14 protein-coding genes are annotated in these 14,897 nt (G+C 38.5%); 12 read left to right on the top strand and 2 right to left on the bottom strand.

Annotated features, from left to right (window positions below; genetic code table 11):
- The first annotated feature begins 120 nt into the window (after positions 1–120).
- Entirely contained in the window at positions 121–1,338 is a 1,218-nt protein-coding gene (gene mtnK / locus I6E82_RS17540; protein ID WP_197118387.1) for an S-methyl-5-thioribose kinase, read from the top strand.
- Between the two features lie 49 nt (positions 1,339–1,387).
- Here the strand turns inward: mtnK and I6E82_RS17535 are convergent, their stop codons facing one another.
- Both I6E82_RS17535 and I6E82_RS17530 read right to left on the bottom strand, forming a co-directional pair.
- Positions 1,388–2,854: an FMN-binding glutamate synthase family protein gene (locus I6E82_RS17535; RefSeq protein ID WP_007579865.1), complete on the bottom strand. Its 1,467-nt coding sequence runs from the start codon at positions 2,852–2,854 to the stop codon at positions 1,388–1,390.
- Between the two features lie 111 nt (positions 2,855–2,965).
- A complete protein-coding gene (locus tag I6E82_RS17530) occupies positions 2,966–4,744 on the bottom strand; it encodes a DUF885 domain-containing protein (RefSeq protein WP_197118386.1) in 1,779 nt (592 codons plus the stop codon).
- Between the two features lie 358 nt (positions 4,745–5,102).
- On the opposite strand from I6E82_RS17530, the gene I6E82_RS17525 reads away from it, so the two are divergent.
- The 11 genes from I6E82_RS17525 to hemB all read left to right on the top strand — a co-directional run bounded on the left by I6E82_RS17525 (position 5,103) and on the right by hemB (position 14,871).
- Entirely contained in the window at positions 5,103–6,089 is a 987-nt protein-coding gene (locus tag I6E82_RS17525; RefSeq protein WP_007579862.1) for a GGDEF domain-containing protein, read from the top strand.
- Positions 6,090–6,172: 83 nt separating this feature from the next.
- Positions 6,173–6,928, top strand: a complete 756-nt coding sequence (gene ubiE / locus I6E82_RS17520; RefSeq protein ID WP_024589468.1) for a bifunctional demethylmenaquinone methyltransferase/2-methoxy-6-polyprenyl-1,4-benzoquinol methylase UbiE — start codon at positions 6,173–6,175, stop codon at positions 6,926–6,928.
- A gap of 11 nt (positions 6,929–6,939) precedes the next feature.
- Complete coding sequence (locus I6E82_RS17515; protein WP_197118385.1) at positions 6,940–7,623, top strand: ubiquinone biosynthesis accessory factor UbiJ; 684 nt, start codon at positions 6,940–6,942, stop codon at positions 7,621–7,623.
- A gap of 9 nt (positions 7,624–7,632) precedes the next feature.
- Positions 7,633–9,237: a ubiquinone biosynthesis regulatory protein kinase UbiB gene (ubiB, locus tag I6E82_RS17510; protein WP_197118384.1), complete on the top strand. Its 1,605-nt coding sequence runs from the start codon at positions 7,633–7,635 to the stop codon at positions 9,235–9,237.
- A gap of 80 nt (positions 9,238–9,317) precedes the next feature.
- Positions 9,318–9,566, top strand: a complete 249-nt coding sequence (gene tatA, locus I6E82_RS17505) for a Sec-independent protein translocase subunit TatA (RefSeq protein WP_007579853.1) — start codon at positions 9,318–9,320, stop codon at positions 9,564–9,566.
- Between the two features lie 5 nt (positions 9,567–9,571).
- The gene (gene tatB / locus I6E82_RS17500; protein ID WP_007579851.1) at positions 9,572–9,904 is read left to right on the top strand and encodes a Sec-independent protein translocase protein TatB; all 333 of its coding nucleotides are present in this window, start codon (positions 9,572–9,574) and stop codon (positions 9,902–9,904) included.
- Between the two features lie 48 nt (positions 9,905–9,952).
- Positions 9,953–10,693, top strand: a complete 741-nt coding sequence (gene tatC, locus I6E82_RS17495) for a twin-arginine translocase subunit TatC (protein WP_121953986.1) — start codon at positions 9,953–9,955, stop codon at positions 10,691–10,693.
- Between the two features lies 1 nt (position 10,694).
- The gene (locus tag I6E82_RS17490; RefSeq protein WP_165722835.1) at positions 10,695–11,210 is read left to right on the top strand and encodes a hypothetical protein; all 516 of its coding nucleotides are present in this window, start codon (positions 10,695–10,697) and stop codon (positions 11,208–11,210) included.
- A complete protein-coding gene (locus I6E82_RS17485) occupies positions 11,210–11,995 on the top strand; it encodes a TatD family hydrolase (protein ID WP_024593821.1) in 786 nt (261 codons plus the stop codon). Before I6E82_RS17490 ends, I6E82_RS17485 begins: the two co-directional genes overlap by 1 nt.
- Positions 11,995–13,848 carry a sensor domain-containing diguanylate cyclase gene (locus I6E82_RS17480; protein WP_165736335.1) on the top strand — a complete coding sequence of 618 codons (1,854 nt, stop codon included), beginning with the start codon at positions 11,995–11,997 and terminating at the stop codon, positions 13,846–13,848. Before I6E82_RS17485 ends, I6E82_RS17480 begins: the two co-directional genes overlap by 1 nt.
- 12 nt (positions 13,849–13,860) lie before the next feature.
- Positions 13,861–14,871 carry a porphobilinogen synthase gene (gene hemB, locus I6E82_RS17475; RefSeq protein WP_007579839.1) on the top strand — a complete coding sequence of 337 codons (1,011 nt, stop codon included), beginning with the start codon at positions 13,861–13,863 and terminating at the stop codon, positions 14,869–14,871.
- Positions 14,872–14,897 lie beyond the last annotated feature (26 nt).

Genomic DNA, 14,897 nt, shown 5'->3' with positions numbered 1-14,897 from the left:
GGTATTAAAAATGCGTAACGTTATTTTACACCACTTTGAATAACTCTCAAGTTGGACTTGTAGACATCTAAATATTTAAAGGTATAGAATGCTTAAAAGCTGATTTTTGAGATTTAAACCATGACTAACTATGTTGCTTTTAATGCACAGCGCGCTATCGATTATGTATCGACATTAATTGAATCTAAACAATGTAATTTTTTTGCTCCCGGACAAGCCTTATCGGCATATGAGTTTGGTGATGGCAATCTTAATTTAGTATTTAGAGTTACTGATGAGCAAAATAATAGCGTTATTTTAAAGCAAGCTCTGCCTTACGCGCGTTGCGTGGGTGAGTCGTGGCCATTAACACTTGATAGAGCCCGTATAGAAGCACAAGTTTTGCTTAATCATGGCGCTATTTGCCCAACTTATACTGCTAGGGTTTTACATTATAGTGAAATGCAAGCGCTGACTATTTTAGAAGATTTAGGTAATTTACAAATACTGCGTACTGCACAAAATAATGCAGAGCAATTTCCTAAATTGGCGCAGCACGTAGCTACCTACTTAAGTCATACTGGCTTTTATAATTCAGATTATTATTTAACCGCACAAACTAAAAAAGCACTCGTTAGCCAATTCACTAATCCTGAGCTTTGCCAAATCACTGAAGACTTATTTTTTAGCGATCCGTACATTGAGCACGAACGCAATAACTACCCAAAGCAACTACAAAGCGAAGTTGATGCAATACACAAAAACAGCGCATTAAAGTTAGAAATAGCAAAATTAAAAGCTAATTTTTTATCTAACCCGCAAACATTACTCCATGGTGATATGCATAGCGGCAGTATTTTTGTTGATTGTAATAATACAAAGATGATCGATCCTGAGTTTGGTTTTTTTGGTCCTGCTGGGTTCGATATTGGCTCTTTTATTGGCAATTTACTTTTAAATTACTGCGCACAATACGGGCATATTGAAGATTTTGTGGCTCGTCGTAATTACCAAACCCACTTATTAAGCACCCTTGTTGAATGCTATACCTTATTTGAACAGCATTGGCTTACGCTTATAAATGAGCACACTACTGATAATGCGCTAAAGGTTACAGGCTACGGTGAATACTTTATAAAAGGGGTGCTACAAGACGCCATTGGTTACTGTGGTGCTGAGTTAATTAGGCGCACCATAGGGCTTGCACATGTAACCGATATAGATAGTATTGGTGATGATAAGGCGCGTCTTATAGTGCAAAAACAAACATTAGCACTAGGCGAGCAACTTATTTTGAATGCCCACACGTGCAACAACAAAGAAGCATTTTTTAGTTTATTAATAAGCCAATTAAACTAAAAAACACTAAAAAAGGCGCTATTAGCGCCTTTTTTAGTTAGTTAAAAACTTACTTATAGTTTTCGTAAATTTTATCGAGCGGTTCTGATAAACCACTTTCTTGCACTATACGTACATGTTCACGTTTTAATTCGCGTGCACTAGTCACACCACAAGAATGGGCTATTAGCCCAGCTCCGTAATGAATGTATTTATTATAGTTAGCTACTCGTTGCGCTTTATCAGCTACATTTAAACCGCGTTGCAAACGCTCGTTATGCGTAGTGATCCCGGTCGGACAGGTATCTTTATTACATTGCATTGCCTGAATACAGCCCAGTGCAAACATATGCCCTCGAGCCGATACAACAAAATCAGCACCGAGCGCTAACGCCCAAGCAACCTTTGAAGGAACAATTAATTTACCTGAGGCGATTATTTTAATACGATCTCGCAGCCCATGTTTTTCAAGCATATTAACTACAAGCGGTAAACTTTCGCGCAGTGGTAAACCCACTGAATCCATAAGCGGTTGTGGTGCTGCGCCCGTACCACCATCAGCACTATCTATGGTAATAAAGTCAGGCGCGGACTCTATACCACGGTGGTTTATTTCAGCGAACAACGTTTCTAACCATCCGTAAGCACCAATAACGGCTTTGAACCCTGTAGGTTTACCTGTCGCGTTACGCACAGTGGCAATCATATCGAGAATATCGGCAGGGTTTTTAATTTCAGGATGACCATTGGGGCTAATAGAATCTTGCCCTTCTGGTATGCCCCTAATTTTAGCTATTTCGGCGTTAACTTTGCGCCCTGGTAACATACCGCCTTTACCTGGTTTTGCACCTTGGCTCATTTTAAGTTCAAACATTTTTACTTGTTCGTGAGCCGCTATTTCTTTCAGCTTTTCGGTACTTAAATTTCCATGCTCGTCTCGTGCACCATATTTAGCTGTACCAATCTGAAACACTAAATCGGCACCACCTTCTAAATGATAAGGACTTAATCCCCCTTCACCGGTGTTCATCCAACAACCCGCTAGTTTTGCCCCTTTTGATAAGGCTCGTACAGCTGGCTTTGAAAGCGCACCAAAACTCATACCAGATACATTGAATAACGAGTTGGTCGTGTAAGGTGTTTTACAGTATGGACCCAAAGTAACATTACTCGGGTCGAGCGCTTCTTCGTCTAAAGTAGGAAATGCACAGTTCATAAACATAACCGTACCTGTTACTTCTAAGCTTTGCGTGGAGCCAAATGCAGCCGTACGGTCAACATCTTTTGCTGCACGATAAACCCAACTACGCTCTGCGCGGTTAAACGGCATTTCTTCTCTATCTTGAGCAAAAAAGTACTGTCTAAAAAACTCACCTTGGCGTTCAAAAAAATATCGAAAGCGACCAATAACAGGGTAATTACGTCTAATTGCATGCTTGGTTTGTGTTACATCTCGAATATAAAAAACGACAACGATTAAAACCAATAACCCTAAAACAACAATAAACATACTTGCAAATACATCAATACTAAACATTATAAAATTACTCACCCAAGGCCCCTTGATGACTGTTTTAAAATAAAAAAGTGCTATATCACCAAAATGACATAACACTTTTATTTGTTCAAGGCTTTAACTGCCTTATATCTAATTCTGTTGTTTAGCTAACTCTGCTTTTATATATAAACGCACTTGCGTTTCAAGTACCGATAAAGGCACTGAACCATGGCGTAATATTTGATGATGAAATTCACGAATATCAAAGCTTTTTCCTAGCGCTTGCTCTGCTTCAATGCGTAAACGCTTAATAGTAAGCTCACCTATTTTGTACGAAAGCGCCTGTGCAGGCCATGTAATATAACGATCGGTTTCGGTTTTAACGTTATGCAACGAAAGCGCTGTATTTTCGCTCATAAAGTTCATGGCACGCTCGCGACTCCAGCCATACATATGCATACCTGTATCAACAACTAAACGCGCTGCTCGCCACATTTCATACGTTAAACGACCAAAACGGCTATATGGGTCTTGATAAAAGCCGGCTTCTAAACCTAAATATTCAGAGTAAAGCCCCCAACCTTCGCCAAATGCCGAGAGGTAAGCATCACGGCGATAGCTCGGCAGATTTTCAAGCTCTGCATTAAGTGATATTTGTAAATGATGGCCAGGCACGGCTTCGTGCAGCGTTAATGCTTCTAAAACATACAAAGGGCGCTTATCTAAAGCGTAAGTATTTACCCAATAATACCCTGCTTCATCATCTCGATTAGAGCCTGAATATCGACCGGTTGTGTATTTAGGTGCAATACTTACGGGTACAGGTGCTACACCATAAGGTTTGCGCGGTAAGGTATGAAATAACTTAGGCAGTTGTGCATCCATTTTTTTTGCAATGTAAGATGCTTCTTTTAAAAGTTGCTCTGGTGTTGTGGCGTAAAATTGTGGATCAGTGCGTAAAAAGTGGATAAATTCGGCAAACGTGCCTTTAAAACCTACTTCTGCTATTACGTTTTCCATTTCACTACGAATTCGCTCAACTTCTTTTAAGCCAAGTTCGTGAATCTCTTTTGGTGTCATGTCGGTAGTGGTGTAGTACTTAGCTCTATTTTTATAAAACGCTTCGCCATTAGGTGTATCTGATATACCAATACTTGTACGTGCACCAGGACGATATTGCTGCGTAAAAAACGCTAAATAATCTTTATAATATTTTATAACCTCTTCTTTTATAATGATTTTGGCTTTTTGTTGTAGTGCTTTAAATTCACTTTCACTTAAACCCGCTGTGTTAGTTAAAAATGGTTTATAAAATTCAGACGTAGTTACATCGTCAACAATGTAAGCATTAATTGAATCTTCATAACCTTCCAACACAGCTTTAGGTTGAGTAAGCCCTGTCTCAAGCCCTTTTTTCATCCAATACATGTTTTGCTCAAAAAAGCGTGGAACTTGCGCCAATCGTGCAAGATACACTTGGTAATCTTCCGGGTTTTTATATTTAGAGCTATTTATTATGTACGACAAACCAGAATGAAACCCATATTCAGAGGTGAGCGGTATATAGTGCGCATTAAATACATATTCATCGACACTGTTTTGTACTTGAGCTCGAATAATATCGAAGTTAATTTGATTTTCATCGCTTAGCTTTTCAATATTAATAGTGTCTAATTCAGCAAGTAATCGCGTTTTATTTTTATATTCTTGCGCTAAAAATTCAGGGGATAAATTTGGTAATAAATAACCTTCAACACCACCTACACTATCGTAAGGGTTAATGCTTTCTCTATAATCAACAATACTTTGCGCTACTTTAGTAAATTGTTGATCTGAATTTTGCATGGTCATTTGGCATGCACTTAATGAGCACAAAACCGTGATACCAAATAAAGATTGGCGAAGTGGCTTAATTAAAAAATGATTCATTATAATGTAACTTAGCAGTGTTATTAATTTCATAAAGCTATCGTAGGGTAAATAAATAGCAAGTAAATGAGACCAACCTCATAGTAATAATCCCTACTTATACCAAGTGTATTAATACGTTACATACATTAAATGAAGTAAAAACCAGCCTAATTGATGAGAAAAACAGCGATTGAGCTGCTAAAGCAAAATTTAAGTTCCCTAACTATCGTTTTTGCTTTTAAATAGCTCGGATAATGATTACTGTATAAAAAAATAATAAAAAGCTCGGACGCATAACCGCCTCATGGAATGAGATATTTTAAAATTTGCACTTATGCGTACTTAGTTGGTATTTAAAATGATGTTCCATGATTCCATGGCTATTGCACAAGAAAAAATGACCAAAGTGTGTGTTTTTTTAGAGCGCTATACGCTCCCACCTACGCCGCTGAATTATCAAGTTATTTATGCTTATACCAGTCAAACTAATCTCAAGCTAAATAAAGCTTTAGACCGTGCTATCGCTGTTGAAGACAATATAGATAGCGTTTTAATTGAACAACTACATTCTGAGTTTTTAAATACTGGCCACAAAGCGCAAGTCAACATGATTCAAAATGTTGATGGTGTTATAAACTCACTTTCTCAAAATTCTCAAGCTACTGAAAAGCAAATAATTCGCTTTGCGGGTCAAGTGAGCGAATGCGTACATTCGCTAGATGAGAACAACATAGAACAAAGCCGTCAAGCGCTTGAAGTTCTTCATAATCAAACCGCCGAATTACTCAACCAACATAAGCAATTTAAGCAAGAACTAAGCAAAGCCAAACAACTACACGAAAAAACACAAAAGCAGCTAACTCAACTTCGTAAACAGCATATTATTGATAGCCAAACAGGGCTTTATAAGCGCCATTATTTAACGCAACAAACCCAAGTGTGGACTAATCAACAAAAATCTATTTGCGCAATAGCGATTCAAATAGACAACCTTGATCACTTTACTAAAAATTATGGTGATATTATTGGTGAAGTCATTTTGAGTAAAGTCGCTAAGCAAGTGCAAAAATATGTTTTTCAAAGTGGCTTACCTGGTCGCACAGCAAAAGATCAATTTACTGTTCTCCTCGCCGACATAGACCCAGATACAGCTAATGTTATTGCCGAAAAAGTACGAAATGGGGTCGAAAAGCTACGCTTTGTTAGTTCAAAAACAGGTATCAAGCTACCAAGTATTGGCTTATCACTAGGAATTGCTCAGCATCAACAAGAAGATGATTTTAATCAGTTAGCAAAAAAAGCATCTCATGCGGCTTTTAAAGCACGTTCATTAGGTCAAAGTAGTTACACTGCAGGGCAATAAATTACCTGATAAATCATATTCAAATTGCACCTACTGTGTACAATAAAGTACACTAACCTCTATTGTCACGATAGAGATTAATCATGAACGAAACCGAACAAAAGACCACGCATTTTGGTTATAAAACAGTAGCCGAGAACGATAAAGCTTCTATGGTTGCTGATGTATTTCACTCAGTAGCTGCAAAATACGATGTAATGAATGATTTAATGTCTTTTGGGGTGCATCGTTTATGGAAACGTCAAACTATTGCAAGCTCAGGTGTTCGTAAAGGCCATCATGTACTCGATTTAGCCGGCGGCACTGGCGACTTAACGGCAAAGTTTAGCCAATTAGTGGGCGAAACGGGTCAAGTTGTTTTGGGTGATATAAACTCATCTATGCTTAAAGTTGGTCGTGAAAAACTGCATAATCTTGGATTAGTGGGCAATATCGACTACGTACAAATGAATGCAGAAATGCTACCGTTCCCAGATAATAGCTTTGATGTGATCACTATTGCCTTTGGCTTACGTAACGTTACCGATAAAGACAAAGCATTACGCTCTATGTACCGCATTTTAAAGCCAGGTGGTCGTTTACTTGTTTTAGAGTTTTCAAAACCAGAACATGACGTACTTAGTAAAGCTTACGATTTTTACTCATTTAATTTATTGCCTACAATGGGTAAGCTAGTTGCTAACGACAGTGAATCGTATAAGTATTTAGCTGAATCTATTCGTATGCATCCAGATCAAGACACGCTAAAAGCGATGATGGAAGATGCAGGCTTTGAGCAAACAACATACCAAAACCTCACAGGCGGAATTGTTGCGCTGCACCGTGGTTTTAAATATTAAGGCTAGCAGTTATGGCGCTTGAGAAAATAACAAAAAATAATAATGATGCAATACCATCTGAATTTTTTATGTTACCTAATTTTGTACTTTCGCTTATTGAGCGTGTACTAAATCAAGCACTTAGCCTTGACCCACAATTATCTCAAAAGCTAAGCGCCGTTAAACATCAGCGCTTAGTGGTTGAAGTAAGAGATTGGCAACAAAGCATCCAACTTGTTTATAGCGCTGAGCAATTACACTTATACAGTGCTCAAAATAATGAAAACGCAGATTGTATGATCAGCGCAGACATAGACACGCTTTTAGCGCTTAAAAACCCAGCTATGCTTACCCAGTTAATTCGCCAAGATAAGCTCGACTTACAAGGCGATTTAAATATTGCGCAAACTTATAGTAATGCGTTTTCAGGCATTGATATTGATTGGCCTGAACAGCTCTCTAGATACATTGGTGATACTCCCGCCCAGCAGTTATATCTGCACTTAAAAAAACTAAAACAAAAGAGCAGCAAAACCAACACTAAAATAAGTACAATGCTTACAAGTTTATGCCAAGATGAGCTCGCAATTACTATTCACCCATTAGAACTTGAGCAATTTAAACAAAAAAATAGAGAACTCAGAGGCCAAGTCGCTGCCGTTGAGCAGCGTATAAATACCTTGTTAAACTCTTTTTCACCTTCAAACACCCGCTAAGGATTTTTTGTGTCGACTGCACGTTTGTATAACATCACCAAAACATTACTTAGCTATGGGTTAGACGAGCTAATTCCAAAACATAAGATCCCTTGGTTTGGTAAAGTAGCTCGTGGCAGTTTGTTTTGGCTGCGCAATCAGCACAAAGAAAAACCTGCGGGACTACGTTTACGTTTGGCACTACAAGAGCTTGGCCCTGTTTGGATTAAGTTTGGCCAAATGCTCTCTACTCGTCGTGACTTACTCCCTCATGATATCGCTTTAGAGCTTGCGTTTTTACAAGATCAAGTTCAGCCATTTGAAGGCGCACTTGCACAAAAAATTATAGAAAAAGCCCTAGAAATTAACGATATAAGTGAGTTGTTTAGTGAGTTTTCACAAATTCCACTGGCCTCAGCATCTATAGCGCAAGTACATACAGCAAAGCTTATTGATGAGCAAAGCATTGAGCAAGATGTAGTAATTAAGGTTATTAGACCCAATATTTACGAGCAAATTAATGCCGACTTAGCGTTAATGGAAAAGCTCGCTAAGGTACTTGCAAAAGTCCATAACGAATCAAAACGTCTACGCCCCGTTGAAGTGGTTAAAGAATACAAAAAAACACTCCTAGACGAGCTCGACTTAATGCGCGAAGGTGCCAATGGCATTCAACTAAAACGTAATTTTGAAGGCTCTGATTCATTATATATCCCTGCAGTTTACAGTGATTACAGCCGTAGCAATGTGCTGGTAATGGAGCGTATTTACGGTATACCTGTGTCTGATACGGATGCATTACTGGCGCAAAACACTAATATGAAATTACTTGCTGAGCGCGGCGTAGAAGTGTTTTTTACGCAGGTGTTTAGAGACAGCTTTTTTCATGCCGACATGCACCCTGGTAATATATTCGTCTCTCGCGAGCATCCTGAAAATCCAATGTATATCGGTATTGATTGCGGTATAGTTGGTACGTTAAGCAAAGAAGATAAACGCTATTTAGCTGAAAACTTTATCGCCTTTTTTAATCGTGATTATCGCCAAGTTGCACAGCTACACGTAGATTCTGGTTGGGTACCACCAGATACTAGCATTGAAGAATTTGAATTTGCGATTCGCACAGTTTGCGAGCCTATATTTAATAAACCTTTGGCTGAAATTTCATTTGGTCACGTACTCGTAAATCTATTTAATACTGCACGTCGTTTTAACATGCAAGTACAACCGCAATTAGTATTGCTACAAAAAACCTTATTATACGTTGAAGGATTAGGGCGTCAGCTTTACCCGCAACTCGACTTATGGAAAACAGCCAAACCCTTTTTAGAAGATTGGGTGAAGCAGCAAGTTGGACCGCTATCAGTACTGAAGCAAATGTATGCTAACTTGCCATTTTGGGCTGAAAAAATGCCTGAACTACCTGATCTAATTTACCAAAATTTAAAGCGTGCACCACACGCTCATCAACCTCAAGAACAAAAGGTATCTCATAAACCTTTAATATTGAGTTTATTTGGTAGTGCTACAATGGTTATGGCAACACTTTGTTATTTACAGCACGATTTAGTAGCTGCAAGCATTGCAATAGCCTTATCTGCTATTAGCTTTATTGCAGCATGGCGCAACGCATAAACTGAGTGCTATTTGCGCTATTGGGCGTATAATTAGTATTTAAAATATACATTTAACCGTTTTATATATTGGAGAAAACCATGGGTTTTGGTGGTATTAGTATTTGGCAATTATTAATTGTTTTAGCGATCATAGTTTTACTTTTCGGCACAAAAAAACTACGCGGTATGGGTGGTGATATTGGAGGCGCTGTTAAAGGCTTCAAAAAAGCAATGTCGGACGACACAGCGAGTGAGCAAGAAAAATCAGAGCAAATTCAACAATCAGAAAAAAGCACCGTTGACGACTCAACCAATACTGAAAAAAACAAAGATAGCAATAAGGTTTAATTAGTATGGGGATGTGGGAGCTTGTTGTTATTTTTATTGTTGGCTTAGTGGTGCTCGGTCCTGAGCGCTTACCTGTTGCTATTAGAACAGTGAGTAAATGGGTTAAAACCGCTAAATCACTTGCCAACTCGGTAAAAGCCGAAGTAAGTGAAGAACTGCGTATTCATGAACTTCACGAAAACCTTAAAAAAGCAGAACAACAAGAACTAAAAGACTTAAGCCCTGAGCTACAAAGTTCATTAACAGAGCTACAAAAAGCGGCTGAATCAGTTACTCACAGCTACAAAAAAACACAATCTGATACATCAAATAACCAACAACTTGATGAGAAAAAGTGAAATTTATTTCTCACTTTGTGGTCAACTTACTACATGGTATAAAAAATAATGGCTGAGGAAGTAAAATCGGGGTTTGTAGCGCATTTAATTGAGTTACGTGATCGGCTAATAAAAGCACTATTGAGCATTTTAGTTATTTTCATTGCCATAGTATATTTTGCGAATGATATTTACGCCTTTGTTGCACAGCCGTTAGTTTCGCATTTGCCAAGTACTGCGACTATGATTGCAACCGATGTAACAGCCCCCTTTTTTGCACCTTTCAAACTTACTTTATTTGTCGCTTTATTTGCGTCGATTCCGTGGATATTGCATCAAATTTGGGGCTTTATAGCACCGGGGTTATATCAGCACGAAAAAAAAATGCTCATGCCCATTCTCGCCTCAAGTATAATATTATTTTATGGCGGCATAGCTTTTTGTTATTTTGTAGTTCTGCCAATTATTTTAGGCTTTTTTACAAGTACCGGCCCCGAAATGATGACCCTTGCGCCCGACATAAGTAGCTATTTAGGGTTTGTATTAAAACTATTTTTTGCATTCGGTATCGCTTTCGAAATTCCAGTAGCTATTATGCTGCTATGCTGGAGTGGCGCAACAACAACAAAAAGTTTAAAAGAAAAGCGCCCTTATATCGTCGTGGGTGTTTTTGTAGTCGCGATGTTTTTAACACCGCCTGATGTTTTATCACAAACATTATTAGCATTTCCGATGCTTCTTTTGTTTGAACTAGGTTTAATTTTAGCAAAATTTTATACCGCCAAACCACAAAAAGAATCTGAGGAATAAAATGAAAAAACAACTACTCTCACTATTGGTTTTATTAAGTGCGCCTACTTTTGCTGCGCAAACTGAATTTAATACTCAAGCGTTACAGGCATGTAGCTTTATTGAAAATGACTTTAACCGATTACTTTGCTATGACAATACAATTGCTGGTAAATCACTAACAAAGCCAACAATAACAAAAACGCTCACTCCACCAACGGCTAACAATGTACCTCAAGTCGTAGTTGCTGCACCAATTCAAGCAAAGGCAAAAGCTGACGATTTTGGCTTAGAGCACAAAGAATCACAGGTAGAAAAAGAGACTGAAATTAAAGCTATGGTTACTTCAGTGAAAGAAGCAGCTTATGGCGAGTTAATTATTTCGCTAGATAACGGCCAACAATGGCGCCAAATTGGCTCTGACAGCATGCGTTTAAAAGAAAACGATACAATTGTAATCAGCCGTGGTGCATTCAACTCCTTTTTACTGAAACAAGACGGTAAAAACCGCTCTATTCGCGTTAAACGTACTAAGTAATGTCATATACGTTAATTGATGCTGGAGTTAACTTAACTAATCATCAATTTGATGACCAGCATTATGATGTAATTACCCGTGCAAGCGAAGCCGGTGTTACAAATATGCTTATTATAGGTTGTGATATTGCGAGTAGTCAGCAATCACTTGAACTTGCGATAAAACATCTCCAATATTCTACGGCGGGTGTCCACCCACATGATGCTAAATCGGCGACGAATGAATTAGAAGCACAATTAACTGCACTTGCAAACAATAAGCAAGTCATAGCGATTGGTGAATGCGGCCTTGATTATAACCGTGACTTTTCGCCTCGCGATGTACAGCGTAGTGTTTTTAGACGCCACCTAGCACTTGCCGAAAAATTAGATTTACCTGTTTACTTACATGAACGTGATGCAAGTGACGACATGCTAAGTATTTTAAAAGAGTTTAATATTCGCGGTGTACTCCACTGCTTTACGGGTAACTCAGCAGCTCTAAAGCAATATTTAGATTTAGGTCTGTATATTGGTATAACGGGTTGGGTATGTGATGAAAGGCGTGGTAAAGATTTACAACAACTAGTGCCTAGCATTCCTCTAGATCGATTATTAATAGAAACTGATGCACCATTTTTAATTCCACGAACAGTTAAGCCAAAACCTAAATCGCGTAAAAATGAACCTGCTCTGCTTCCTTATATTTGCCAAACAGTTGCGCAACTTTATCAAATAGATGAAGAAGTTGTGGCCCGCAAAACTACAGAAAACTTTTACAATGTTTTTGGTTTAAAGAGCTGCTAATGGCGTGCGCAAAAGCATTACTAAGTCTATTGATGCTTCTTTGCACTTTTTGCTCTTTCGCAAGCCCTGTAATAATAAAACATGATTTTAACTCCCAAAACATTAATAACCTGCATTACTCTTTTGAACCAACTTCGCTATTAGATGCACAACAAAGTAGCCGTATACAGTGGCAAAAAAACACAGGTAAACCTCTTAACCTAGGTCTTGAGCAGCGTTCTGTATGGATGAAATTTAAAATAAAAAACACGCTTAGTTATAATACCGAACAACTGTTGTCACTAAACAACCCTCTGCTAAACGACGTTCAAGTATATCAGTTACATAACTCGCAATTAATTTCTCACACCCAAATTGGCGATGGATACCCCCTTAATAAACGTGCGATTAAGAGTGAATCTTTATTAGTTAAACTAATTAGCCCTGCAAATAGCGAAACCATTATTATTATGAGAGTGACGAATAGCTCCGGCTTGCGAGTCCCTTTAACGCTGTGGCAACCAGAAGCTTATTTGGCACATAAAGGTAAACTTAATTTACTCTATGGCTTATTGATTGGTTTTATATTTTCTTTAGGCGTGAGTTGCTTAGTTTTATATAGTTTTTCACGTAAACGTTATTTTGTTTATGCTGGTTTAATGACCCTCACATTAGGTAGTTTATTAGCCTACATTTGTGGCTTTGGCCTAAAATATATTCACCCTAATTTGCCAGCGTTACAGCAAGTTATGATCCCTGTATTACTTATGCTGATTGCTTTAATGTTTTTGCCTTTACAAAAGCAAATTTGCCATCCAAAGCCCTCTTTTTTACTAACGGTTCAAAAAGTGATAGTTAATGCATTAGGTGTCTCGTTATTGTTTATTTGGCTATTTCCAAACCATATAGTGACGCTATTTTGCTTAACTACTATCCCAATCGTTTTAGGCTTTTATATTGCAACTACACTTATGTGCATACGTTTATCACCTTCTAAACCTAATAAAGCGCTACTGCTCGTATTAGTTTTTTTCTTGGTGGTAATGCTTTATTTTATTGTTGCAGTAATAGGGCTATACGCCTTTGACAGAAGTACATTAGCATTTGTATTTACATGCTTTTTTAGCTGCATATTTTGTCTATGCTACAGTGTAATGAAGTTATTTATTTTGCAACGTGATGAAGAAGTAATTGCTCAGCAAACCTTGATTGCTGAAAATGCAGCTCAAGATACGCTACTTAAAGAGCGCTTAAAGTTACAAGAAAAAACACGCCAAGAACTCGAATCACAAGTCGACGAACGCACCTTTGAATTACAAGTTACACTCAGAGAACTTGAAGAAAAAAACCGCTCACTTGAGTTACTCAATACCGAAGACGCTTTAACCGGAATAAAAAACAGACGCTTTTTTGATAAAAAGCTAATAATGGAGATTCGTCGGTCTCGCCGAGAACAAACGCCGCTTAGTATTGTTATGCTTGATATAGACCGATTCAAAAGCATTAACGATACATACGGACACATAATTGGCGATCAAGTTATTAAAGCAGTATCTGACCTTATAAAAGATCATTTAAAGCGACCACTCGATGAAGTTGCTCGTTATGGCGGTGAAGAGTTTGTGGTGCTATTACCTAATACCCCCAGCGAAGGTGCACAAGACATAGCTGAAAAAATACGAGCAGCTATCTCAGCCAGTACAGTAACGGTTGCCAATAATGATATTCAATTTACAATTAGCGCTGGTGTATACACCAGCATTGCTGATGATGTTAGCAACCCTCAAATTTTTACTGAGTGCGCCGACAAAGCACTTTATTACGCAAAGCAACATGGCCGTAATCAAGTAATCACTTTTCCATTACCACAGTAGGAGCATATTAATATGGCCCAGTCAGGATTAGACCTTTTCCCGTATACTCGCATGCGCAGAATGCGCCGCAGCGACTTTTCTCGCCGCTTAATGGCCGAAAACCAACTTAGCGTAAACGATTTAATTTACCCTGTATTTGTACTAGAAGGTAAAAATCGTCGCGAAGCAATTGAATCAATGCCTGGTATTGAACGTCTATCGATAGATTTACTATTACTTGAGGCAAAAGAACTTGTTGAGCTTGGCGTACCTGCCGTTGCTATTTTTCCGGTAACCCCTGCGGACAAAAAATCACTATTTGCCGAAGAAGCATATAATGACGATGGCTTAGTGCAACGCACTGTTCGCGCTTTAAAAGAAGCCTTTCCTGAGTTGGGTGTAATTACTGATGGTGCACTTGATCCATTCACGACGCACGGTCAAGACGGCATTATTGATGACACAGGCTATGTAATAAACGACGTAACCACCGAAATTTTAGTTAAACAAGCACTCTCGCATGCAGAAGCGGGCGCTGATGTAATTGCCCCTTCGGACATGATGGATGGCCGTATTGCTGCAATTCGTGAAGCACTTGAAGCTGATGGGTTTGTGCATACCCGTATTATGGCCTACTCAGCTAAATACGCATCTAGCTACTATGGCCCATTTAGAGACGCAATAGGTTCTGCTGGGAACTTAAAAGGTGCCGATAAAAAAACCTACCAAATGGACCCAGCAAACTCTGATGAAGCAATACGTGAAGTCGCATTAGACTTACAAGAAGGCGCTGATATGGTCATGGTTAAGCCTGGCATGCCTTATTTAGATATTGTACGTCGTGTTAAAGACGAGTTTGGTGTACCTACTTTCGCATATCAGGTAAGTGGCGAGTATGCAATGCACAAAGCAGCTATTGATAACGGTTGGTTAAGTGAGGAAGCTACTATAATGGAGTCTTTACTTGCATTTAAGCGTGCAGGCGCTGATGGAATATTGACCTATTTTGCTAAGCAAGCCGCACAATACCTAGCTAAAAAGTAAGGTTTTTATAAAAAGGCGGTTAAACT

Source organism: Pseudoalteromonas sp. NZS11, assembly GCF_015864765.1.
Lineage (GTDB): Bacteria > Pseudomonadota > Gammaproteobacteria > Enterobacterales > Alteromonadaceae > Pseudoalteromonas > Pseudoalteromonas arctica.
Note: the sequence above shows the minus strand (reverse complement) of the source record. Positions and strands in the feature narration are given on the sequence as shown.

Coding starts and splice junctions, on each gene's coding strand:
- mtnK (WP_197118387.1), top strand. CDS start 121: ATGACTAACTATGTTGCTTTTAATGCACAGCGCGCTATCGATTATGTA.
- I6E82_RS17535 (WP_007579865.1), bottom strand. CDS start 2,854: ATGTTTAGTATTGATGTATTTGCAAGTATGTTTATTGTTGTTTTAGGG.
- I6E82_RS17530 (WP_197118386.1), bottom strand. CDS start 4,744: ATGAATCATTTTTTAATTAAGCCACTTCGCCAATCTTTATTTGGTATC.
- I6E82_RS17525 (WP_007579862.1), top strand. CDS start 5,103: ATGGCTATTGCACAAGAAAAAATGACCAAAGTGTGTGTTTTTTTAGAG.
- ubiE (WP_024589468.1), top strand. CDS start 6,173: ATGAACGAAACCGAACAAAAGACCACGCATTTTGGTTATAAAACAGTA.
- I6E82_RS17515 (WP_197118385.1), top strand. CDS start 6,940: ATGGCGCTTGAGAAAATAACAAAAAATAATAATGATGCAATACCATCT.
- tatA (WP_007579853.1), top strand. CDS start 9,318: ATGGGTTTTGGTGGTATTAGTATTTGGCAATTATTAATTGTTTTAGCG.
- tatB (WP_007579851.1), top strand. CDS start 9,572: ATGGGGATGTGGGAGCTTGTTGTTATTTTTATTGTTGGCTTAGTGGTG.
- tatC (WP_121953986.1), top strand. CDS start 9,953: ATGGCTGAGGAAGTAAAATCGGGGTTTGTAGCGCATTTAATTGAGTTA.
- I6E82_RS17490 (WP_165722835.1), top strand. CDS start 10,695: ATGAAAAAACAACTACTCTCACTATTGGTTTTATTAAGTGCGCCTACT.
- I6E82_RS17485 (WP_024593821.1), top strand. CDS start 11,210: ATGTCATATACGTTAATTGATGCTGGAGTTAACTTAACTAATCATCAA.
- I6E82_RS17480 (WP_165736335.1), top strand. CDS start 11,995: ATGGCGTGCGCAAAAGCATTACTAAGTCTATTGATGCTTCTTTGCACT.
- hemB (WP_007579839.1), top strand. CDS start 13,861: ATGGCCCAGTCAGGATTAGACCTTTTCCCGTATACTCGCATGCGCAGA.